We start from the raw sequence: 22,583 nt of genomic DNA, 5'->3' as shown, positions 1-22,583 counted from the left end.
CGGGGTCTGAAATCAGACCCCGGCTGCAGCCGCGAACCCGGCTTCGAGGTCCTTCTGTATATCGGCGACATCCTCGAGCCCGATCTGCAGGCGGATGACCGGCCCTTCCGAGGGGCCCTTGGCGATGGTCCTGTCGACAAGCGACACCGAAACAGCAAGCGATTCGTATCCGCCCCAGGAATAGCCGAGCCCGAAGAACGTCAGCGCATCAAGGAAGGCAGCCGCCGTCTGCTTGTATTTGCCTTCTTCCGCCTTCAGCACGAAGGAGAAGACGCCGCTTGCACCCTTGAAATCACGCTTCCAGAGTTCGTGCCCGGCAAAGCTCGGCAAGGCCGGATGCAGCACGCGAACGACGTCGTCACGGCTCTCCAGCCATGTGGCGATTTCAAGCGCGCTTTTCTGATGATGCGCCAGCCGAATTCCCATGGTGCGCATGCCGCGCAGGATCTGATAGGCATCGTCAGAGGTGACGCAGATGCCGAGATTGGTATTGGCCTGATAAAGCGTCTTCCAGTGCTTTTCATTGGCCGAGACGAAGCCCATCAACACATCGGAATGACCCGAAGGATATTTGGTGGCAGCGTGAATGGAAACGTCGACGCCGAAATCGAGCGGCCTGAAATAAAGCGGCGTCGCCCAGGTATTGTCCATCGTCACCACACAATTATGCCTGTGGGCGATCTCGGTGATCAGCCGGACATCCTGAATCTCGAAGGTATTGGAGCCCGGCGCTTCCAGATGCACGAGTTTGGTATTCGGACGGATCAGCGCCTCGATGCCCGTGCCGATTGCCGGGTCGTAATATTCCACCTCGACGCCGAGCTTCCGCAGCATCATGTTGCAGAAGCGGCGCGTGGGATAATAGACGGAATCGACAATCAACGCATGATCGCCAGCGCCGAGATAGGCGAGGAACGGCACGGTAATCGCCGCAAGGCCCGACGGCACGAGAATGGTTCCGGCAGACCCTTCCAGCTCATCGACGAGACTGCACAGCGCATCGGTCGTCGGCGTGCCATGGGTGCCATAGGTGTATTTCTGGTTTTCGGTCGAAAGCGTCTCGGCATCGGGGAACAGCACCGTAGAGCCACGCACGATGGGCGGATTGACGAAACCGAAGCAGTCCGCGGGATCGTTGCCGCCGTGGGTCAGGCGCGTATTCACACCTGCGGCGGAAAGCAGGTCATTTGTCTTGGTCATTTCAGATCAGCTTTCGAAGGAACATTGACGCGTGCGACAATGCTAAGAGCGGACCGTAAGGTCAAGTCCCGCAGACTCCTCTCAAACGGCGTGAATTGATCCACCGAGAGCCAGCATACAACAAGTATACAAATACTGTGCAAGTTCAAATTTCCGCAAAAATATGCTTATATTTTCACCCTTTGCACACTTCCCGACCAAAATTTGGAAAATTCCGTTTTATAGGCACAATTATTGCCCGCACGTCTTGACCCCGCTGCCAATTGCGATTATGATAGAAAAAGAGGATCGAAAAGGTCTCGCTGAAGGGGGAGCTGGGGCAAGACAATATGCCGGTCCTCTTCCAAGTGACGATAACAAACAAAGGTTGGGAAAAATGAAAAAGGCAATTCTGTCAGCCGCCATCGGCGCAGCAGTTTTGGGAGGAGCCTCGGTCGCTTCGGCTGCGACGCTTCAGGATGTGAAGGGCAAGGGTTTCGTCACCTGCGGCGTCAGCGCCGGCATTCCGGGATTTTCCAATCCCGATGACAAGGGCGAATGGTCCGGTATCGACGTGGACTATTGCCGTGGTATTGCCACTGCGGTTTTCGGCGATCCTTCCAAGGCCAAGTTCGTCGCCCTTTCGAGCAAGGACCGCTTCCCGGCTCTCCAGTCCGGTGAAGTCGATGTTCTGACCCGTAACACCACCTGGACGATCAGCCGCGACACGTCGCTCGGCTTCAACTTCCGTACCGTCAACTATTATGACGGCCAGGGTTTCATCGCCAAGAAGGGCTTGAATGTTAAGTCCGCGCTCGAGCTTTCCGGCGCCGCCGTCTGCGTTCAGACCGGCACGACCACCGAGCTCAATCTCGCCGACTACTTCAAGACCAACAATCTGCAGTACAACCCGGTCGTTTTCGAAAAGGAAGCCGACGCAACCTCCGCCTATGATTCCGGCCGTTGCGACGTCTACACCACCGACCAGTCCGGTCTTTACGCCATCCGCCTCAAGCTGAAGAACCCGGACGACAACATCGTTCTGCCTGAGGTCATCTCCAAGGAGCCGCTTGGACCGGCCGTTCGCCAGGGCGACGACCAGTGGTTCGACATCGTGACCTGGGTTCACTACGCCATGGTCAATGCCGAAGAACTGGGCATCACCTCGAAAAACGTCGATGAGCAGAAGACCAGCGCCAACCCTGATATCAAGCGCCTGCTCGGCACGGAAGAAGGCACCAAGATCGGTACCGATCTCGGCGTGACCAACGACTGGGCCTACAACATCATCAAGCTGGTGGGTAACTACGGCGAAGTCTTCGACCGCAACGTCGGTGCGGGCTCTCCGCTGAAGATCGAGCGCGGCCAGAACGCGCTGTGGACCAAGGGCGGCCTGCAATACGCACCGCCGGTCCGTTGATCGGCCCCATCATCGGCTAGATCATGACAGGAGGCTGGGCAATGCCCGGCCTCCATTTTAAAATTATATAAATAAGCTCGCAAAGAGCATATAAAAGGGAAAGGTGCCTATGGCAGGCAACGCGGTCAGTTCGCAACGATCGCGCGCGCAAAGCGCGTCGTCACTTATCTACGATCCACGCATACGCGGAATTTTCTATCAGGTCCTGACAGTCGTCATCCTGGCCGCCTTCGTCTGGATCATCGTGACGAATACGATCACCAATCTTCAACGGTCAAACATTTCGTCCGGCTTCGGATTCCTCAACGGAAGAGCCGGTTTTGATATCGGCCAGTCGCTGATCGCTTATACCAGCGACGCGACCTATGGCCGGGCTTTGCTCGTTGGCATTCTCAACACGATCCAGGTTGCGTTTTTTGGCATCATCGCCGCCTCGATCATCGGTTTCATCGTCGGTATCGCCCGGCTGTCCAGCAACTGGCTGATTTCGAAGCTCGCGCAGGCCTATGTGGAAATCTTCCGCAACATCCCGCCCCTGCTCGTCATCTTCTTCTGGTACAAGGGCGTCATCTCAGTCCTGCCGCAGGCGCGTGATTCGCTGGAGCTTCCGCTCGGAAGCTACCTCAACAATCGCGGTTTCTTCTTTCCGAAGCCCCTTTGGGGCGAAGGCACGTGGCTGATACCGCTCGCCCTTCTGGTCGCCATCGTCATCAGCTTTTTCATTTACCGCTGGGCAAAGGCGAGACAGGAAAAGACCGGTCAGCAGTTCCGCACCGGGATCACGGCTACACTTCTCATCATCGGCCTTCCGGCCGCGACATTTCTCGCGCTCGGCTCACCGCTGACCTTCGACTACCCGATTGCCGGGCGGTTCAACCTCTCGGGCGGCGCGGTCGTCGCACCTGAATTCATGTCGCTGTTTCTGGCGCTTTCCTTCTACACCGCCTCCTTCATCGCCGAGATCGTTCGCGGCGGCATCAAGGCCGTGGCGAAGGGCCAGACGGAAGCTGCGGATGCGCTCGGGCTTCGTTCCAGCACCACGACGCGCCTGATCGTCGTTCCGCAGGCGATGCGCATCATCATCCCACCGCTGACAAGTCAATATCTCAACCTGACCAAGAACTCCTCGCTTGCGGTCGCGGTCGGCTTCGCCGACATCGTCTCCGTCGGCGGCACGATCCTGAACCAGACGGGTCAGGCGGTCGAAGTCGTTGCGATCTGGCTGGTCATCTATCTCTCGCTGTCCCTGCTCACGGCCGTGGTCATGAACTGGTTCAACGCGAAAATGGCCCTGGTGGAGAGATGACGATGACAACAAGCAATCACGCTTTCGTGCGGCAGACCATCGAGGACGCCAGACCCGCGCCCTCGAGCGCCGTCGGCTTCGGTCACTGGCTGCGCACCAAACTCTTCGCCACCCCCAAGGACACGGTCCTGACGGTGATCGCCCTTGCCCTGCTCGCCTATCTGGTGCCGCCGGTCATCAAGTGGCTGTTCATTGACGCGGTGTGGACCGGCAGCGATCGTATCGCCTGCCTGACCGCTTCGCAGGGCGGCGCGCTGCCGGACGGCCAGTCCGGTGCGTGCTGGGCTTTCGTTTCGGCAAAGCTCGGACAATTCGTCTTCGGCCGCTATCCGATCGACGAACGCTGGCGTCCCATCCTCGTGATGGTGACATTCGCCATCCTGCTGATACCGATGCTGATTCCAAAAGCGCCGTTCAAGCGCCTCAACGCGCTGGTGCTTTTCATCATCCTGCCCTTCATTGCGTTTTTCCTGCTCATCGGCGGCGTCTTCGGCCTGCCGAAGGTGGAAACGCAGCTGTGGGGCGGCCTGATGGTGACGCTCATCCTGTCCTTCTTCGGGATCACCGTGTCGCTCCCCTTCGGCATTCTTCTGGCGCTCGGCCGACGGTCGAACCTGCCGGTCATCAAGATGCTCTGCGTGCTCTTCATCGAAGTCATCAGAGGCATCCCGCTGATCACCGTGCTGTTCTTCGCCAGCATCATGCTGCCGCTGTTCCTGCCCGACGGCTGGACCTTCGACAAGTTCCTGCGCGCGCTAGTCGGCGTGTCGCTTTTCTCATCCGCCTATATGGCGGAGGTGATCCGCGGCGGCCTGCAGGCCATTCCGAAGGGACAATATGAAGGGGCGGATTCGCTCGGCCTGAACTACTGGCAGAAGACGAGACTGATCGTGCTACCGCAGGCGCTTAAGCTCGTCATTCCTGGTATCGTCAACACCTTCATCGGGCTTTTCAAGGACACGTCGCTGGTTTCGATCATCGGCATGTTCGACCTGCTCGGCATTGTCACACTCAACCAATCGGATGCGAACTGGGCGACACCCGTAACCGCAATGACAGGTTATATTTTCGCAGGTTTCGTATTCTGGATATTCTGCTTCGGCATGTCGCGTTATTCGCTGTTCATGGAACGGCACCTCGACACCGGGCATAAACGATAAGGGACGCTCAAAATGGCAGAAACCCAAACAAAAAAACTGGCCGTTTCGACAACGGACGTGGCAATTGAACTCGTCGGCATGAACAAGTGGTATGGCGACTTCCACGTCCTGCGCGACATCAATCTGAAGGTCATGAAAGGCGAGCGCATCGTCATCGCCGGTCCTTCGGGGTCGGGCAAATCGACCATGATCCGTTGCATCAACCGGCTGGAGGAACATCAGTCCGGGCTGATCAACGTTGATGGTATCGAGCTTACCAACGACCTGAAAAAGATCGACGAAGTGCGTCGTGAAGTCGGCATGGTGTTCCAGCACTTCAACCTCTTCCCGCACCTGACGATCCTCGAAAACTGCACGCTGGCGCCGATCTGGGTTCGCAAGATGCCCAAGAAGGAAGCTGAAGAAGTGGCGATGCACTATCTGAAGCGCGTCAAGATCCCCGAGCAGGCGCACAAGTATCCCGGCCAGCTCTCCGGCGGCCAGCAGCAGCGCGTGGCGATTGCCCGCTCGCTCTGCATGAAGCCGAAGATCATGCTGTTCGACGAGCCGACCTCGGCGCTCGACCCGGAAATGGTCAAGGAAGTACTCGACACCATGGTCAGCCTTGCCGAAGACGGCATGACGATGCTGTGCGTCACCCACGAAATGGGCTTCGCCCGCCAGGTGGCAAACCGCGTCATCTTCATGGACCAGGGCCAGATAGTCGAACAGAACTCGCCCGCCGAATTCTTCGACAATCCGCAGCACGAGCGCACCCGGCTGTTCCTCAGCCAGATTCTGCACTGATCATTGAAGAGGCGTCCGGAACGGACGTTTTCAAATGCAAACCTAAAAACGGGACCTCACGGTCCCGTTTCTTTTTTTAAACTGAAACCGAGGGCCGCAAGTGAAACCGGAGCCTCTTTATTATTTTATTCTCGACCCAAGCAGCAATACTTGGACTTCTAACTGGCCAGCCTGATATATTCGTAGCGATAATTTAATCGTGGCCTTGGACATATTTGCGATGGATGGTTTGCTTGTATTTCTAGGAGACATATTAAGCGGCTTGATATCCGGCGGCCCCCCGAAATCAAATTTTGTGCGGTAGATGGCATATGCGATCAATGCAATCATAATAATACTCTCCGGCCTGCTGATATATGGAAAATACCTGACTTGATTTTCGCTAGCCCGCAGCCTTGAGAAACCACATGTTTCGCAAGGCAATTGAAGCCGAGCCAGATCACTCACGCAAAACAGCAAACTCTGACCGTTTAACCATTTGTTACGAAACAAGAATCCTTGTTTTTCAGGACTTCTGGCGGCCCATGTCATTTTTTTGTCAAATCATGCATTTTTCCGCTTGCAGACCTTCGGGAGCCTGACTATAAGGGCGCCACACCACAAGCGCACGCGCCCTTCGTCTATCGGTTAGGACGTCAGATTTTCATTCTGAAAAGAGGGGTTCGACTCCCCTAGGGCGTGCCACTTGCCTTCGTGTTTTCCCCCCTTCGAAAATATAAAGCAGATTCGTAGATCGCGAATTCGTCACGCGTGATCGATGCGCCGGAACCGATTCCCGGGCGACACGTTAGAGTGCTGTCCCCCCGATGGAAGGCAAGTCGGATGAAGCGCCAGCGGGCAAATCGACCGGCTTGCCTTTCCCCTTCCAGCCAAATCACAACGTCGGTTCTTTCTGGCGGGCAGCAGATGCCAGCTAAGGGTTGGAAAAGCACACCCCGGGCCTTCCACGAGGCATGCAGGCATTGCCGGCGCGCAGTGATAGCGGCGAAATTTCAAGGCCTTGGCCAGTCCCGGCGCAGTTTTCCACAGCCGTTCCGGCTTCCATAAAAAAACTCGTCAGGAAGCGAAAAAAATCAATTTTTCCGCTTGCGGAGCAACGGGAGCCTGACTATAAGGGCGCCACACCACAAGCGCACGCGCCCTTCGTCTATCGGTTAGGACGTCAGATTTTCATTCTGAAAAGAGGGGTTCGACTCCCCTAGGGCGTGCCACTTGCTTCTCCATAAAAATCAGTAGTCTGCACGAAAATCTTAGCGCGTCGCGTGAAGACGCATTGGCGCGTCTCGGCCATTCGCCAGAGACAGTGTTCCATAAAGTTCAAGGTAAGTGCGAAGGCCCCTTCAGGGCGCGAAAGCCGCGTCCAGAACGCGCAGCTGCACGCGCCTCTGACCCTGCCAAAGATCGGCGCCCACGGTGCCTGCGACGTGAATGTTCCTGCCGCGTGCATTCAGCAGCATCTGCCCCAGAGGCGCTTCTGCAGCGCGAAACGCGATACCGTCCAGCCGCGAGCCGTCCATGGCCTCCAGCGTGATCTTGACGTGAGCTGTACCCACGAGCCGCACGTCGCGCAGGCGATGCGCCGGCACGGCAAAGATCGGCTGCGAGTGGCCTGATCCGTAAGGACCGGCCTGCTCCAATTGGTCGACAAGCTGCAATGTAGCGCCCGAAGCGCCGATGGCGCCGTCGATTTTCAGCACGCTGTTTTCCACCAGCTCATTCACGGTCTTTGCGGCCGCCTCCTCGAAGAAGGTCCTGAGCTTGCCGAGATTGGCGCGCTCCACCGTCAGACCGGCCGCCATGGCATGCCCACCGCCCTTGACCAGCAAGCCAGCCTCCACGGCGGCGCGCACCATGCGCCCCATATCGAAACCGTTGATCGAGCGGCCGGAGCCGGTGCCCTTGCCGGAGGGATCAAAAGCAATGGCGAAAGCCGGGCGGCGGAAACGATCTTTCAGACGCGAGGCGAGCAGGCCGACAATGCCGGGATGCCAGTTTTCCCGGGCGGTGACGATGACGCCCGCACCCGAGCCGTCGCCATATTCGAACAGAGCCTCCGCTTCGGCTTCCGCGAGCATCACCGCTTCCATCGCCTGCCGCTCACGGTTCAGCTCATCCAGCCGCTCCGCGATCACCTCGGCCTGCGAGGAATCATCTATCGTCAGCAGTCGGCTGCCGAGCGCCGCATCGCCGATGCGGCCGCCGGCATTAATGCGCGGCCCGATCAGGAAACCGAAATGATAAGGCGTCACAGGGCCACCAAGCCCCGCCTTCTTGAACAGAGCAGCGAGACCTGCATTGTTCATGTGGCGCGCAGCAATCAGCCCCTTGACCACATAGGCGCGGTTGAGGCCCTTCAGCGGCACCACATCACATACGGTGGCAAGCGCAACGATATCGAGAAGGGACAGCAGATCGAGTGTGAAGGCCTGCCGGTTCCGCCTGTCCTTCAATAGGCGCAGGGTGGCGACCAGCACGAGGAACACCACGCCTGCCGCACAGAGATGCCCCTGCCCCGAAAGATCGTCCTCGCGGTTGGGATTGACCAGCGCCACCGCCGGCGGCAGCTCCGTGCCGACCTGGTGGTGATCGATCACCACGACATCCGTTCCCGCGTCCCTGGCGGCCTGCAGCGATTCATGGCTGGTTGAGCCGCAATCGACCGTCACGATCAGCGTCGCGCCATTGGCAGCAAGCTGCTGCATCGCCGCCGGGTTCGGCCCGTAGCCCTCAAAAATACGGTCGGGAATATAGATTTCCGGCGTCAGACCGAAATGCGCGAGGAAGCGGTACATCAAAGCAGAAGAGGCAGCACCGTCGACATCGTAGTCGCCGAAGATCGCCACCTTCTCGCCGGTCTCGATGGCGCGTACCAGCCGCTCGGCGGCCTTCTCGCAATCGGTCAGCATATGCGGATCGGGCATCAGGGAGCGGATGGTCGGATCAAGGAATGCCAGGGCGTCATCGACACCCACCCCGCGTCCGGCAAGAACGCGTGCGATCAATTCGGGAATGGCGTGAATCTGGGACATGGCCAGCGCGCGGTTCTGCCCGGCCTGATCCAGCCGCGATACCCAGCGCTGTTCTGTCGCCGACCGCTCCACGCTTAAAAATGCGCGGGCCACGGTATCGGCCGGCTCCATCATTGCCATCCTGTCCATTCGTCCTGTCATGCGCCTGATCGCGCTCTTAAGACGGGCTAAATGGCGGTGGCGCGTTTTTCAAGCAAAAACGCGCATATGAGGTTTCACACCGAAAAAATCGAGAAAAACGGGCTGACGATCGAGACAGCGCCAACGAGCAGCAGCAGCGAGAAGACGGCGAGCGAACACCAGTTGCGCTCATGCTCCCCCATGTCGAATTCCATAGTGCGAATATTGTCATTGGCATTGTGAGGCCGCGCCCGGTGATGGGTCGCCGCAATGCCAGCGCGCTTATTGTCCTTGAACAGGATGATCGATGTCACGGCCACGCCTCCCTCGCTTGGTGAACAGGATTAACCATAGTGCCGAATCGCCTTGTTTTCCAGCGCTTCCGACGCCTTCCCCTCAAATTTTATGGGCGCCGGACCACCGGCGCTATACAGGCAGCCATACAACGAAAAACCGCGCCTCCATATGGAAGCGCGGCTCTCGATGTCATCAAAATAATGACGCGTCTCAGGTCCGCTCGATGCGGATGACCTGCGGCTCGCTGACGAGATATTTCTCGTTCTTGATGGCCTTCACGGCCTTGCGGATCGCATCTTCCATCGTCGCATGGGTGACGAGGATGATGGTCTGCGGCGCGCCTTCCACATGCACGCGCTGGCGCTGCACGATGGATTCCAGCGAAATGTTATTGTCAGCCATGCGGGTGGCGATGGAGGCGAAGACGCCCGCCTGGTCCTTCACCGTCAGGCGGATGAAATAACCGCCCTCATGGCTCTTCATCTTGGCGCGGCGATACTCCGACAGGGATTTCGCCGGACGGCCGAGGACAGGCACCTGCTGGGCGCCCGGACGGCTCTTGGCGATATCGGCGATGTCGCCGAGCACGGCGGAAGCCGTGGCGTTGCCGCCGGCACCCGGGCCGACCATCAGCAACTCGCCGAGAATGTCGGATTCGATCGCCACCGCATTGGTCACGCCGTCAACCTGGGCAATGACGGAATCGAGCGGCACCATGGTCGGATGCACGCGCTGCTCGATGCCGGATTCGGTCACCTGCGCCACGCCGAGAAGCTTGATGCGGTAACCGAGTTCGGCGGCCGCCTGAATGTCCTCGCTGGAGATATTGGTGATGCCTTCCAGATAGATGTCATCAGCCGAAATCTTGTTGCCGAAGGCAAGCGTGGTCAAAATGGCGAGCTTGTGAGCGGTGTCGTTGCCCTCGATATCGAAGGCCGGATCGGCTTCGGCATAACCCAGCCGCTGCGCTTCCTTCAGACAGGCCTCGAAGGACAGCCCTTCCTTCTCCATCTTGGTCAGGATGTAATTGCAGGTGCCGTTCATGATGCCGTAGATGCGCGACACATGGTTGCCGGTCAGGGATTCGCGCAGCGCCTTGATGACGGGGATACCGCCGGCCACCGCCGCTTCGAAATTGAGAAGCGCGCCCTTGTCTTCGGCAATCGTCGCCAGTTCGACGCCATGCTTGGCCAGCAGCGCCTTGTTGGCTGTCACCACATGGAGACCACGGGCGAGTGCCGCGCGCACCGCATTTTCCGCCTGACCGGAAGCGCCGCCGACCAGTTCGACGAAGACGTCGATATCGGCTTCGCTTGCCATCTGCTCGGGCGTGTCGAACCAGGTAATACCCTTGAGATCGATGCCGCGGTCGCGCGAACGGTCGCGCGCGCTCACCGCAATAATCTCAATCGCGCGTCCGCAGGTAATCGCAAGTTCGTTGCTTCTCTGCTGGAGGATGCGCACGAGCGAAGCGCCGACAGTGCCGAGCCCCGCTATGCCGATTCTCAATGAATCTGCCATGGGTATGTTCCTGATTTGCTGGTGATGGTGGCGGCCGAGGCCCGGCCGCCTTCGGTTGCCCTTATCTGTGGGCGTTAAGCGAAACGACGTTGTGCATCGTTTCGTCTGCGCTCGACAGGAAACGCTTCAGATTGCGCGCTGCCTGACGAATTCGGTGCTCGTTTTCCACGAGCGCGAGACGGACGTAATCATCGCCCATCTCGCCAAAGCCGATGCCGGGAGCAACGGCAATATCGGCCTTCTCGACCAGAAGCTTGGAGAATTCCAGGCTGCCGAGATGGCGGAACTTTTCCGGGATTTTCGCCCAGGCGAACATGGTCGCCGCCGGCGGCGGAACCTCGAAGCCGGCCTTGCCGAACGTGTCGACCATGACATCGCGACGGCGGCGATAGACATTGCGCACTTCGGCAATGTCAGAGCCGTCACCGTTCAGCGCATGCGTTGCCGCAACCTGGATCGGCGTGAAGGCGCCGTAGTCGAGATAGGACTTCACACGCGTCAGCGCCGCGATCAGCCGCTCGTTGCCGACGGCAAAGCCCATACGCCAGCCTGGCATGGAGAAGGTCTTCGACATGGAGGTGAATTCCACCGCAACGTCGATTGCACCGGGAACTTCCAGAACCGAAGGCGGCGGATTGTTGTCGTCGAAATAGATCTCCGAATAGGCAAGGTCGGACAACACAATGATCTCGTGCTTCTTCGCAAAGGCGATCACGTCCTTGTAGAAATCAAGCGAGGCGACATGCGCCGTCGGGTTCGACGGGTAGTTGACGATCAGCGCCAGCGGCTTCGGGATGGAGTGGCGCACGGCGCGCTCCAGCGGGCCAAAGAAACTGTCATCAGGCTCGACATTCATCGAACGGATAACACCGCCCGCCATCAGGAAACCGAAGGCATGGATCGGATAGGTCGGGTTCGGACACAGGATGACGTCGCCCGGCGCGGTGATGGCCTGCGCCATATTGGCGAAGCCTTCCTTGGAGCCGAGGGTCGCGACGACCTGCGTATCGGGGTTCAGCTTCACGCCGAAACGGCGGGCATAATAACCGGCCTGCGCGCGGCGAAGGCCTGGAATGCCCTTGGAGGAGGAATAACGATGGGTACGCGGATCCTGAACGACCTCGCAAAGCTTGTCGACGATCGCCTTGGGGGTCGGAAGGTCGGGATTGCCCATGCCGAGATCGATGATATCGGCCCCGGCCGCTCGCGCGCTCGCTTTCAAACGGTTGACCTGTTCGAAGACGTATTGCGGCAGACGCCGGACCTTATGAAACTCTTCCATCTCTTTCCTCATGGGAATGGACCGGTTCTTCCGGTCCATAACGAAGGTTCGTTTTTTGTTGTTAAACGCCGCCGACACGAACCGACCCGGCAGGCGTTATTCATTGTAGCGCAAAGCACGGGAAAACCTACAGGGGTTTTCTTGGCCCACGCCGCATAGCGGCCATCCGCCCGTCCTTCCGGCACGGCCTTTTCAGCCCCTCAGGCATGGCGGATCGCGCACTACGATCAGGGAACTTGCATAACGCCAGATTCTTGGAAAATGCAAGGCAAGCCATGCTCAAGAACGGCCATTCCCGCCCTTCAGCCGCGCTCCCCTGTCACAATTGCGGCACGGATGACCGAAAGCACGCGCTCCGGCTCGATATTTGTGCAGACGAGCTGGCGCGGATGCCCACCCGGGTCCCCCGGCGGAAAGGCGCGGCCATCCGGCTTCTGGATCGTCTGGCCGTCGGCAAGCCCGCCGCAGACGACGCGTACCGGGCCGTTGCGGGTTTCAAAAAGCTCAGGCGCCACAAGATAGACGCAGGCGCAGCTGTCATGCACCACCATGCCGTCGCCGGTGCGGGTCTTGTAGAAATCGATGTAGAACTGCGACAGGTCCGAAAGCAGCTGCACCGGCTTGCCGCCGGCCTTTGCCATGTCAGCCATGAAGGCGCTGGTCATCACCGTTTTCATCGTCACATCGAGACCGACGACGATCACGCGCCAGGGCGCGGTGAAGACGAGATCGGCCGCTTCAGGATCGCCGTGAATATTAGCCTCGGCCGCCGGCGACACATTGCCGTTCATGTCGAAGGCGCCGCCCATGACGATCACCTCCTTCACCAGCGCCGCGAAGTCAGGTTCTTCGCTGAGCGCCAGCGCCAGATTGGTCATGCGACCGACGGCAATCAGCGTCACCTCACCGGGATTGGCCTTTACCGTCTCGATGATGAAACGATGTGCGGGGCGCGGGTCGAGCGGCAGATCGATGGTCTCAGGGATATCGATATCGCCGAGGCCGTTTTCGCCATGGATGAAGGTCGGCCAGTGGCCTTCCTTGCGGGCGGGATCGAAGGTCACGCCGGCGCCCCTGGCGACCGGTGCTGTCATCTGCCATTCCCGCTTCAGGAAGAGCGCATTGCGGGTGGTGATATCAATGGGCGCATTGCCGAAAACGGTGGTAACGCCGATCAGATCGATATCGGGATGGCGGTGCAGGAACAGAAGCGCCATGGCGTCATCCACACCGGGGTCCGTATCGAATATCACTTTATGCATAATGCCCTCATCCATATGTCTCAAGCGCCATCCGTCCTTCCGGCGACGCGCCACGGAAACATAACGATAAGCGGCAACACCGCAATCCCCCCGCCCGCAGCCGAACGCACAGAAAGAGATTGCGCCGTGGCCCTTTCGGTGAAAGAAGAAGCCCTCTCCTTCGCCTGCCCGGACATTCCCAGTGCAAGACATCGCCCTCAACGTTTTTATCGTTCTCTTCTGCGTCGCCATCTTTGCCGGATTTATCGATTCCATCGCCGGTGGTGGTGGCCTCATCGTCATTCCCGCAATGATGATCATGGGCATCGCCCCGCTCGATACGCTCGGCACGAACAAGCTGCAGGCGCAGTTTGGTTCCGCCTCTGCGACCCTTGCCTATGCCAGACGCGGCCATGTGAATCTCAAAGAACAATTGCCGATGGCGCTGATGGCCATGGCCGGCGGGATGCTCGGCGCGCTGACAGCCGCCTTCGTGCCGGCCGATCTCATGCGCGCCATCATGCCGTTCCTGTTGATTGCGATCGCGCTTTATTTTGCCTTCAAGCCGCAGCTCAGCGATATCGACAGCCACCGCCGCATCACGCCCTTCGTGTTCGGGCTTGCGGTCGCGCCGCTGATCGGTTTTTACGACGGTGTTTTCGGCCCTGGCGCTGGGTCCTTCTACATGCTGGCCTTTGTGGGTCTTGCCGGTTTCGGAATGCTGAAGGCGACCGCCCACACGAAGCTTCTCAACCTCGGTTCGAATTTCGGCGGCTTTCTCGTCTTTGCAATGGGTGGCGCGGTTTTGTGGAAGCTCGGCCTGGCCATGGGGGTCGGCCAGTTCATCGGCGCGCAGATCGGATCCCGTTTCGCGATGAAAAACGGCGCAAAGATCATCCGCCCGCTGCTCGTCCTGTCATGCCTTGCCATGGCGACGAAGCTTCTTGTCGACGCATCGTCCGCCTGGTCGATCGCCACTGTCTGGGAAACCATATTCCCGAAATAAGGGATGGTGGAGCGCCTTTTCCCGTCATTCCGACAATGGGAAGGCGCCCTGCTGCCTCAGCCAGCGGCGCGGCGACGGCGATCGGCGATTTCGCGGATCACCACCATCGCACCTACGAGCTTGTAGGCGGACGAGTAGCACGGCGACATTTCCAGCGACTTGACGACCGTGCGGCCATTCTGATCTTCCGCATAGGTATATTTCGACGTATCGCCCTTGAAGCAATTGTCGAGCTTTTCCCTGAGATTGTTCTGGAACCGGTGAACGCCGACAAGTTCGGCGATATGGCAGCCGACAAGCCCTTCCGGGGCATTGCGCTGAAATGCATCGAGAGCATTGGCGAAGGAAACGCGGTAGCCAGGGGAAACGATCACCACCGGCTCGTCGAGATCGTTGAGCATATCCTCATCGAGGATCAGATGGCGGTGATGCCACGCCAGAGTGTCTTCGTCCTCGTCACCGACGACCTTCGCCTTTGACGGCATGCCGACGTAGCGATCGACAAGGGTGCGAAGAAGCTCGGAGTTGCGCTGCACGCAGCCAAGGTCTTCCGCCTCGTGGTTAAGGAGATCGATGGCAAAACGGAACTGCTCGCGGATATCTTCGGAGTTTTCTGTCTTGCGTCCGACAACCCGCTCGAGGAGCTGTTCCAGTTCACGTTCCAGCACGGCAATCTTGTCGGCTTCGTTTTTACCAACGGCAGATTGCAGTTCCGTATAACGCAGCCAGAACAACTCAATCAAATCTTTCAACCCAACTCTCCCTGAACGGGCATAACCCCGCTACCTATGCGAACGGATTAAGCCTTTATCCCCTGATTGTAGCGTCTTTGCGCTTAAAAATGACGTAACGAAACGCAGGAACGCCGCGAGGATTGTTGTTCAAAATATCACAGCAGCCGCTAATTTTTCAATTTCGATAATCCATGAACGAAAAATGAGGTTCCGCAAATATGGAAAAGTACCGAAACGCACGATTTTCCCGTCGAATTTCGTGAGAATCGCCGAAAATCCGGCCGCACACGATCCCGTCAAATCTGATGCTTCACGTCCCAGCGGTCGTGATACCACAGCCATTGTCCGGGGTATTCGCGCACCCAGCTTTCCACCTTGTCGTTCAGAAGCTGCGCCGTCGCCTGAATATCGACATTGCCCTTCTCATCGCGCGGAATTTCAACCCTGGGCTCTATTTCCAGCCTGTAGCGATTATCCGGAAGACGCACGCAGCGGGCAGGATAAACATCGCAGTTGAACTGCCGCACCAGCTTGGCGAGAAGCGGATTGGTACGAACCTCAAGGCCGAAAAATTTCGTCGTCAGCCCCTTGCCGAATTTCTGATCGACGAGCACGCCCACGCCGCCACCCTTTTCCAGCTGTCGCGCCAGCGCGAAGGAAGAGCCGGCATGCGAGGGCACGAGATTACCCATGCGCTCCTTGCGGAAATTGAAAACCTTGTCAGCCACGAAGGGATTGTTGGGCGGCCGGAACAACACCGTCACATCGAGACCAAAAGCCGAGCCGGCAACCGGCAGCAGCTCGAAATTGCCGCTATGGGCGGTAAAGACGATGAAGGGTCGCGGATTGTCGCGCAGTTCGAGGAAGGTCGAGGTGCCCTCGACCTCGATGCGGCCCGGCTCGTTCTTTTCCGGATCGAAATCGAACAGCCGGTCGAGAAACACATATTCCGCCGCAAGCCGGCCCATATTGGCCCAGCTGTCCATGGCGATCGCAAGCCGCTCTTCCTCTGACTTCTCCGGAAAGGCGCGTGCCAGATTATAAAGCATCAGCTTGTGGCGACCAGTCTTCGGCCCCACCCAGCGCGCCAGCCGGTCGGCGGCGCGAATGCCCGCATCGGCGGGGAAGAGCTTCAGCAGGTTGAGAAGGCCGAAGGCGAATGTCGCGATCAGCCACTGCCGGAAGTGGTCCAGTTTCAGGACGATCCGTGTCAGGAAAAGCTTCAAGACGGTCAATCCATCCGCAGAACGATTTTACCGAACACCTGACGCGTCTCCATACGTTCCAGCGCCCGGTCGATATCGTCGAAGGTGACTTCGGTGTCGATAACAGGATGCACGATGCCACGCGCCATCTTCTGCATGGCGTTGGCCATGTTTTCCATACGGCAGCCGAAGGAGCCGAGCAGCTTCAGCTGCTGCTGGAACAGCATCATCAGGTTGATATCGGTGGAGACACCAGACGTAGAACCGCAGGTGACGAGACGGCCGCCGCGCTTCAGCGAGAACATCGAGCCCGCCCAGGTGTCCTTGCCAACATGTTCGAATACAACGTCGACGCCCTTCTTTTTCGTCAGCTTGCGCACGACGCCTTCAAAACGGTCGGTCCTGTAGTTGATGACGTGGTCGGCACCCAGAGCCTTCGCCCGTTCGATCTTGTCGTCGGAGCCGACGGTGGTGATGACGGTGCAGCCCATCTTCTTGGCAAGCTGGATCGCCGCCGTGCCGATGCCGGAACCGCCGGCATGCACGAGGATCGTCTCACCGGATTCGAGCTTGGCATTGTCGAACAGCATGTGCTCGACCGTGCCGAAGGTGACAGGTGCGAGGGCAGCCGCAACGGCATCGACGCCATGCGGTGCGGGCACGAGCTGGCGGGCGGGAATATTGATCTTTTCCTGGGCAAAACCATCGAGATGGAAACCGTGAACGCCCTGCACATGTTCGCACAGATTGTCACGGCCTTCGCGGCAGGGTTTGCACAGCCCGCAGGTGCGCGCGCCATAGATTGCGACGAGCTGGCCGGGCAGCACGTTCGACACGCCCGGACCGATGGCTTCGACCACGCCGGAGGCTTCCGCACCGATGGTGAGCGGCATCTTGCGCTTGGCGAAAGCCATGCCGCGCCAGCCCCACACATCGATGTGGTTGAGCGCAACCGCCTTGACGCGCAGCGTCACCTCGCCCGGTGCCGGAGCATCCGGTTCGGGCAGGTCCACTTTTTCGAGCTTCCGGTCGTCCACGAGTTGAAGAGCGCGCATATATCAGTCCTTCGCCCGAGGGCGTTTATCTAAAGGGCTATTCCAGCAAACCTCTGTAACGGTTTTGCGGCCGGAATGCGTAATCAAAGAAGCGAGAGCGTTTTCGCAATTCAAGCGAAAACGCTCCTGTTAGTGGTGAAACCGGTCAGGCCGGTTCCCGCGTCATGACAAGGCTTGCATTCTGCCCGCCAAATCCGAAGGAGTTGGACAGAACCGCGCTCACCTGAGCATCCCGCTTCACATTCGGCACCACGTCGAGCGTGATGGTCGGATCGGGATTGTTGTAGTTGATTGTCGGCGGCAGGGTGCCGGTCAGCATGGTCTGCAGCGAGAACACCGCTTCCACAGCGCCTGCGGCGGTCAAGGTATGGCCGATCATCGACTTGTTGGACGACAGCGGGATGTTCTTCAGGCCCTCGCCGAAGACGGCGAGCATGGAGCCATATTCCATCTTGTCGTTTTCCGGCGTCGAGGTGCCGTGGGCGTTGATATAACCGATATCGCTTTCGGCCACGCCCGCATCGGCAAGTGCCGCGCGGATCGTCGCGATCGCCGGGCCGCCATCGGGCGAAGAGCGTGTGCGGTGGAAGCTGTCAGCCTTTTCGCCGGCGCCCTTGATGATGCCGAGAACCTTGGCACCGCGTGCAACGGCGGCTTCGAGCGATTCCAGCACCAGCGTCGCCGCACCTTCGGCGATCACGAAACCGTCGCGGTCCTTGCTGAATGGCTTGGAGGCCTTTTCCGGCGGGTCGTTCTGGGTCGAAAGCGCCGACAGCAACGAGAAGCGGATCAGCGCTTCGGCGCTGACCGAACCGTCTGTCGCAACCGTCAGCGCCCGCTCGGTGCGGCCCTGGCGGATTGCTTCGACACCAAGCTGGATCGCGGTCGCGCCAGATGCACAGGCAGTCGAAAGCGTGACCGGCAGGCCGCGCGTGCCAAAACGGTCGGAAAGGCGCTCGGAAATCGCGCCGAACAGCGCCGCTTCCTGGAATGCCGGATCGGGACGCTGGCGGAAAGCCGTCAGGAACCGCTCATAGGCGTCACCCGGCTGGGCAGCCGGCGGAGACCGGTCGGCAAGCTCGAAACGGGCGCTCCATTCCGGCTCGATTGGCGGTGCTGCAAGAAACAGCGGACCGTCGAAATCACCTGATATACCGGCCTGCGCCAGAGCCTCGATGGTGGTCTCACGCGCAAAAGCATAGGAACGCTCGACCGAATTCGGAACCGGGATATCGATGAAATCCACCGTGCCGCTGATCCGCGTCGAAAGCCCCTCGGTCGGGAAACGGGTGATCTTGTGGATGCCCGACTTGCCCGATGTCAGCGCCGCCCAGTTATCGGCAAGCCCCTGCCCGAGCGACGTGATGATGCCCATGCCGGTCACGGCAACGATGGGACGACCGAGATGATCCTTGAAGTTGGAAGTCATGGTCTTTCTCCTCACACGTCACGGGACAGAACGGCGACCCCTTCGCCGCGCACATGGCCGACGGTGGTGACGACGGCTTCGCTGGCCGCCTCGCCCATGGGTTTTTCCTCAGCCGCGTCGAAAACCGGCACCTTCGCGCCGCTTTCAAGGGTCAGCGCCGCGAGCGCCAGCCCAAGCGGGAACTGCGCTTCCAGCCCGTGGCCGGTGATACCGCCGAAACCGCGGATGACAGCATTTGGCAGAGCCTTTTCGAGAATGTCCTTCTCGCGGGCCGTCACACCGTCATAACCGCTTGCGCCGGAGAAGATGACAGTGGCTGCGCCGTCCTTGGCAGGGGCAAGCAGACGCTCCATGCGCTTTTCCATCTTGCCTTCGTCACGGCTGCCGCGATCACCCTCGATGGCGTCGATGCGGGCATAGATGCGCGCGCCACGCTCGCTGGCGTGCTTGCGCGATTCCAGCACAAGGAAGGCGCCCAGCGAACCGGAAACCATGCCGCCGCCGTCCTGGTCACCACGCGACCAGAGCGGCTGCCAGCCGCCCTGCGCATGTGCACCGATGGCTTCAAACAGCAGGATCATGTCGGGACGTTCCGCAGAGAAAGCACCGCCCACCAGCGCGTGGCTCGATTCGCCGGAGCGAATGCGGTGGAATGCGGTTTCGACGGCGGAAATGCCCGCCGCTTCCTCGCCCATGAAAGTGCGGGAAGACCCGGTGACCTTGTGCACGATGGAGATGTTGCCGGCCATCAGGTTGGAAAGCTGGGCGAGAAACAGCGTCGGGCGCAGTTCCGTCGTCAGCTTCTCGTTGAGCAGCTTTTCGCGGTCATTGCGCTTCAGCGCCTCGTCGACGATCAGCGTATCGACATTGATGTCGCGCTCACCACCACCGGCGGCAACGATCATGTCCATTGTGGCGCAGGCTTCGGCATTTTCCTTCAGCCCGGCATCATCGAGCGCCAGACCGGCGGCAAAAACGCCAAGCCGCTGCCAGTTTTCCATCTGGCGCTGGTCGCCGCGCTTGGCAATCTGCGCGGACCAGTCGATCTCAGGCATGGGATGGACCGGATAGGGTTTGAATTTTTCGGTCTCGACAATCGTCGCCGGCGCGGCGGTTCCAGAAAGAAGCGCCACATGCGCCTGGCTGCCAACGCCGTGACAGGTCACGATGCCGACCCCTGTTATCACCACATCATTGTCAGATTTCATCGTCTGTCATCCTTTGCAGCCGGCCCCGCCGAAACGGTCACGGCTATCCACAGCGGTTGCGAACAACCACTTCATGCGTTGCGGAATAAAGCGCGCGATGCGGATTGGCAATGGTGAAGGCCCGATCCGCCGTCGCGAGCCCACGAATTTCGTGCGTCAAAACCGGGCCGACGGGAAAAACGCTCTCCTTCGAAACGGGTGGAAACGCTTATTTCTGCGCATCCGCGGCAATCGCCGCCATCAGGCCGACTTCTTCCGCCCGCTTCTTGACGATAGGCCCGAGCGGAATTTCGCTGAACGGCATTGTGCGCAATTTAAGCTGCGCGTCGCAGACCTTCTTGCCGGCAGAGGTGATCTTCGCCTTGGTTACGGCAAAACCGGAACCGTCATGCTCCAGCACGGCCTCGATGTCGAGAACCGCGCCCGGCTCCACGAAGGTGCGCATCTTGGCGCCGTCGACCGACATCAGGAACGGCATGGACGCAAAATCGCTGAAGGCCAGAACCAGCATGCCGGAAGCCTGCGCCATCGTTTCGATCAGCAGCACGCCCGGAACCAGCGGCATGCCGGGGAAGTGACCTTCGAATACCGGGCTCTGGTCGGGAACGATCGACTGCGCCTTCAACGTGCGCGTCGCCATGTCCACGGCCTCGACCTTGTCGATCATCTGAAAATATTCAAGCAGCATCTGTCCGGCCCGTCTCTGGTCGGTTGCGACCCGCCTTTACAGGCTGGGTCCAGAAAGAAAAATGCCCGCCTGAAGCGGGCATCGTTGCTTCAGCCCTTGGCTGCGCGCAATTCGTCGATCTTGGCACAGAGGTTCTTCAGCACGAAATATTCTTCGGTGGAAACCTTGCCTTCGTTGACTTCCTGCGTCCACTGCTCGAGCGGAATCTTGATGCCGAATTCCTTGTCGATCGCAAAAACGATATCAAGAAAGTCGAGGCTGTCGATGCCCAGATCGTCGATCGTGTGGCTCTCCGGCGTAATGGTTTCGCGGTCGATTTCGCTGGTTTCGGCGATAATGTCGGCAACCTTGTCGAATGTAGCTGTCACGCCCATAATCCTTATTGTCGTTCGTATGAATTATCCTGTCTGACGCACCACATAGGCAAGTCGCACAAAAAAGCCAATGGTTTCGTGACGTAACTTTGTAATTTGCCCCAAAACTGTTGCCTAAACAGCAACCGAATGGCGGCCGCGTCCGTTACCGAGATAGGTGTCGAAGATTGCCGCGATGTTACGCACGAACGGCTTTCCAGCCTCCGTCACGGCAAAAATATCGGCATCCAGACGCACCACGCCATCCCTGTCGCCTGCGGCGAACAGCTGTGCCTCATCCCTCACGGAATGGCTCACCTTGCCGAAACGGTGCTGCAATTCCGAAAGATCGATCGAAAAATCGCACATCAGCCGTTCAATGACATGCGAGCGCAGATGATCCTCCTCCGACAGTTCAATGCCCTTGACGACGGCAAGACCGCCCTCGCCCGCCATACGCTGATATTCCCCCGTCGCCACCATGTTCTGCACATAACCCTGCGGCAGCCTGCCGATCGACGATGCACCGAGCCCGATCAGCGCATCGGCCGTGTCGGTCGTGTAGCCCTGGAAATTCCGTCGCAGCGCGCCGGCTTCTGCGGTCTGGCATAATGTATCGGTCGGCTTGGCGAAATGGTCGATGCCGATCGCCTTGTAACCCGCCTGTTTCAGCATCGCGCCCGCCATCGTCATCTGGCGGTAGCGCTCGGCAATATCCGGAAGCGCGTGTTCGGGGATCAGCGACTGGTGTTTTTTCATCCAGGGAACATGGGCATAACCGAAAAGCGCGATGCGATCGGGATCGAGCGACACGATCTGGTTGACGGTCCTTTCCAATGTCTCACAGGTCTGGAACGGCAGCCCATAGAGGATGTCGCAGTTGACCGAATGCACGCCCCTCGCCCGCACGGCATCCACGACGGATTTCGTCTGTTCGAAGGACTGGATGCGGTTGATGGTTTTTTGCACTTTGTCATCGAAGTCCTGAACGCCGAGGCTCGCCCGCGACATGCCGATGGCGGCAAGCGCATCATAGCGGCTGTCGTCCAGATCATTGGGGTCCATCTCGACGCTGATTTCAGGTGCGAGCCCGAAGGTGAAGTGACGCCGCAGACAGTCCATCAGGCTCTGCATGTCCTCCGGCTTCAGCATGGTGGGCGACCCGCCGCCGAAATGGACAGCACTCCCCCCCGCATCAGGCGAAAAAAGCGCGCCACCCGCCGCAATCTCCTGCTTAAGTGCTTCAAGATAAACTGCAATCGGCTCGTATTTCAGCGTGTGCTTGGTGTGACAGGCGCAGAACCAGCACAGCCGGTCGCAATAGGGAATATGCAGATAAAGCGATATGCGATTTCTGTGGCCAAGCGCGCCGAGCCAGCCGTGATAGGTGCCATTATCGATTCCCTCGTGGAAATGCGGCGCGGTCGGATAGCTCGTGTAACGCGGCACTGCACCCGAATATTTGTGAAGAAGTTCGGTATTCATCACCCGATTTGCCTTTTATCAAGAAAATGTCGATTTCCTCTCTTTCAGTAACGGCTGCGACAGTTTGCAACTTTGACTT

General features: G+C 59.1%; 19 protein-coding genes and 2 tRNA genes. 7 read left to right on the top strand and 14 right to left on the bottom strand.

Annotated elements, in window-relative coordinates; translation table 11 throughout:
- Nucleotides 1–12: 12 nt before the first annotated feature.
- Nucleotides 13–1,200 carry a cystathionine beta-lyase gene (locus ASB65_RS25570; protein ID WP_060725793.1) on the bottom strand — a complete coding sequence of 396 codons (1,188 nt, stop codon included), beginning with the start codon at nucleotides 1,198–1,200 and terminating at the stop codon, nucleotides 13–15.
- Between the two features lie 376 nt (nucleotides 1,201–1,576).
- Here ASB65_RS25570 and ASB65_RS25565 point away from each other — a divergent pair, with 376 nt between their 5' ends.
- The 6 genes from ASB65_RS25565 to ASB65_RS25535 all read left to right on the top strand — a co-directional run bounded on the left by ASB65_RS25565 (nucleotide 1,577) and on the right by ASB65_RS25535 (nucleotide 7,062).
- Nucleotides 1,577–2,599: an amino acid ABC transporter substrate-binding protein gene (locus ASB65_RS25565; RefSeq protein WP_003502863.1), complete on the top strand. Its 1,023-nt coding sequence runs from the start codon at nucleotides 1,577–1,579 to the stop codon at nucleotides 2,597–2,599.
- 109 nt (nucleotides 2,600–2,708) lie between these two features.
- Nucleotides 2,709–3,905, top strand: coding sequence for an amino acid ABC transporter permease (locus ASB65_RS25560; protein WP_003502865.1), 1,197 nt, complete (start codon nucleotides 2,709–2,711; stop codon nucleotides 3,903–3,905).
- Nucleotides 3,906–3,907: 2 nt separating this feature from the next.
- Nucleotides 3,908–5,065 (top strand): amino acid ABC transporter permease, encoded by a 1,158-nt coding sequence (locus tag ASB65_RS25555; protein ID WP_003502867.1) that lies wholly within the window; start codon nucleotides 3,908–3,910, stop codon nucleotides 5,063–5,065.
- Between the two features lie 12 nt (nucleotides 5,066–5,077).
- Entirely contained in the window at nucleotides 5,078–5,851 is a 774-nt protein-coding gene (locus ASB65_RS25550) for an amino acid ABC transporter ATP-binding protein (protein WP_003502869.1), read from the top strand.
- A gap of 609 nt (nucleotides 5,852–6,460) precedes the next feature.
- Nucleotides 6,461–6,535, top strand: a tRNA-Glu gene (locus tag ASB65_RS25540).
- Nucleotides 6,536–6,987: 452 nt separating this feature from the next.
- Nucleotides 6,988–7,062: transfer RNA gene (locus tag ASB65_RS25535), tRNA-Glu, on the top strand.
- Nucleotides 7,063–7,191: 129 nt separating this feature from the next.
- Here ASB65_RS25535 and recJ read toward each other — a convergent pair.
- From recJ to ASB65_RS25510, 5 genes are all read right to left on the bottom strand, one after another.
- Entirely contained in the window at nucleotides 7,192–9,000 is a 1,809-nt protein-coding gene (gene recJ, locus ASB65_RS25530; protein ID WP_080868428.1) for a single-stranded-DNA-specific exonuclease RecJ, read from the bottom strand.
- Nucleotides 9,001–9,095: 95 nt separating this feature from the next.
- Nucleotides 9,096–9,320: a hypothetical protein gene (locus ASB65_RS28630; RefSeq protein WP_060725790.1), complete on the bottom strand. Its 225-nt coding sequence runs from the start codon at nucleotides 9,318–9,320 to the stop codon at nucleotides 9,096–9,098.
- A gap of 187 nt (nucleotides 9,321–9,507) precedes the next feature.
- On the bottom strand, nucleotides 9,508–10,818 hold the full coding sequence (locus ASB65_RS25520) for a homoserine dehydrogenase (protein ID WP_020012584.1): 1,311 nt from the start codon (nucleotides 10,816–10,818) through the stop codon (nucleotides 9,508–9,510).
- 61 nt (nucleotides 10,819–10,879) lie between these two features.
- Nucleotides 10,880–12,100: an LL-diaminopimelate aminotransferase gene (locus ASB65_RS25515; RefSeq protein ID WP_003502876.1), complete on the bottom strand. Its 1,221-nt coding sequence runs from the start codon at nucleotides 12,098–12,100 to the stop codon at nucleotides 10,880–10,882.
- Between the two features lie 302 nt (nucleotides 12,101–12,402).
- A complete protein-coding gene (locus ASB65_RS25510; protein WP_060725840.1) occupies nucleotides 12,403–13,362 on the bottom strand; it encodes a nucleoside hydrolase in 960 nt (319 codons plus the stop codon).
- 181 nt (nucleotides 13,363–13,543) lie between these two features.
- Between ASB65_RS25510 and ASB65_RS25505 the strand changes: the two genes are divergently transcribed.
- Entirely contained in the window at nucleotides 13,544–14,347 is an 804-nt protein-coding gene (locus ASB65_RS25505) for a TSUP family transporter (protein WP_060725789.1), read from the top strand.
- Nucleotides 14,348–14,403: 56 nt separating this feature from the next.
- Here the strand turns inward: ASB65_RS25505 and ASB65_RS25500 are convergent, their stop codons facing one another.
- The 8 genes from ASB65_RS25500 to hemN form a co-directional block, all read right to left on the bottom strand.
- Nucleotides 14,404–15,099, bottom strand: a complete 696-nt coding sequence (locus ASB65_RS25500; RefSeq protein ID WP_060725788.1) for a hypothetical protein — start codon at nucleotides 15,097–15,099, stop codon at nucleotides 14,404–14,406.
- Nucleotides 15,100–15,377: 278 nt separating this feature from the next.
- Nucleotides 15,378–16,307, bottom strand: coding sequence for a lipid A biosynthesis lauroyl acyltransferase (locus tag ASB65_RS25495; RefSeq protein ID WP_003502881.1), 930 nt, complete (start codon nucleotides 16,305–16,307; stop codon nucleotides 15,378–15,380).
- 5 nt (nucleotides 16,308–16,312) lie between these two features.
- On the bottom strand, nucleotides 16,313–17,341 hold the full coding sequence (locus ASB65_RS25490; protein WP_003502882.1) for a zinc-binding dehydrogenase: 1,029 nt from the start codon (nucleotides 17,339–17,341) through the stop codon (nucleotides 16,313–16,315).
- Nucleotides 17,342–17,486: 145 nt separating this feature from the next.
- Nucleotides 17,487–18,770, bottom strand: coding sequence for a beta-ketoacyl-ACP synthase (locus tag ASB65_RS25485; protein WP_003502883.1), 1,284 nt, complete (start codon nucleotides 18,768–18,770; stop codon nucleotides 17,487–17,489).
- Nucleotides 18,771–18,781: 11 nt separating this feature from the next.
- Entirely contained in the window at nucleotides 18,782–19,978 is a 1,197-nt protein-coding gene (locus ASB65_RS25480; protein WP_060725787.1) for a beta-ketoacyl-ACP synthase, read from the bottom strand.
- 208 nt (nucleotides 19,979–20,186) lie between these two features.
- Nucleotides 20,187–20,666 (bottom strand): 3-hydroxyacyl-ACP dehydratase FabZ family protein, encoded by a 480-nt coding sequence (locus ASB65_RS25475; RefSeq protein WP_003502886.1) that lies wholly within the window; start codon nucleotides 20,664–20,666, stop codon nucleotides 20,187–20,189.
- A gap of 89 nt (nucleotides 20,667–20,755) precedes the next feature.
- Nucleotides 20,756–21,040, bottom strand: coding sequence for an acyl carrier protein (locus ASB65_RS25470; protein ID WP_003495848.1), 285 nt, complete (start codon nucleotides 21,038–21,040; stop codon nucleotides 20,756–20,758).
- A 114-nt stretch (nucleotides 21,041–21,154) separates the two neighbouring features.
- Nucleotides 21,155–22,504, bottom strand: coding sequence for an oxygen-independent coproporphyrinogen III oxidase (gene hemN, locus ASB65_RS25465; RefSeq protein WP_060725786.1), 1,350 nt, complete (start codon nucleotides 22,502–22,504; stop codon nucleotides 21,155–21,157).
- Nucleotides 22,505–22,583 lie beyond the last annotated feature (79 nt).

It is taken from the genome of Agrobacterium tumefaciens str. B6, from assembly GCF_001541315.1.
Taxonomy (GTDB): domain Bacteria; phylum Pseudomonadota; class Alphaproteobacteria; order Rhizobiales; family Rhizobiaceae; genus Agrobacterium; species Agrobacterium radiobacter.
Note: the sequence above shows the minus strand (reverse complement) of the source record. Positions and strands in the feature narration are given on the sequence as shown.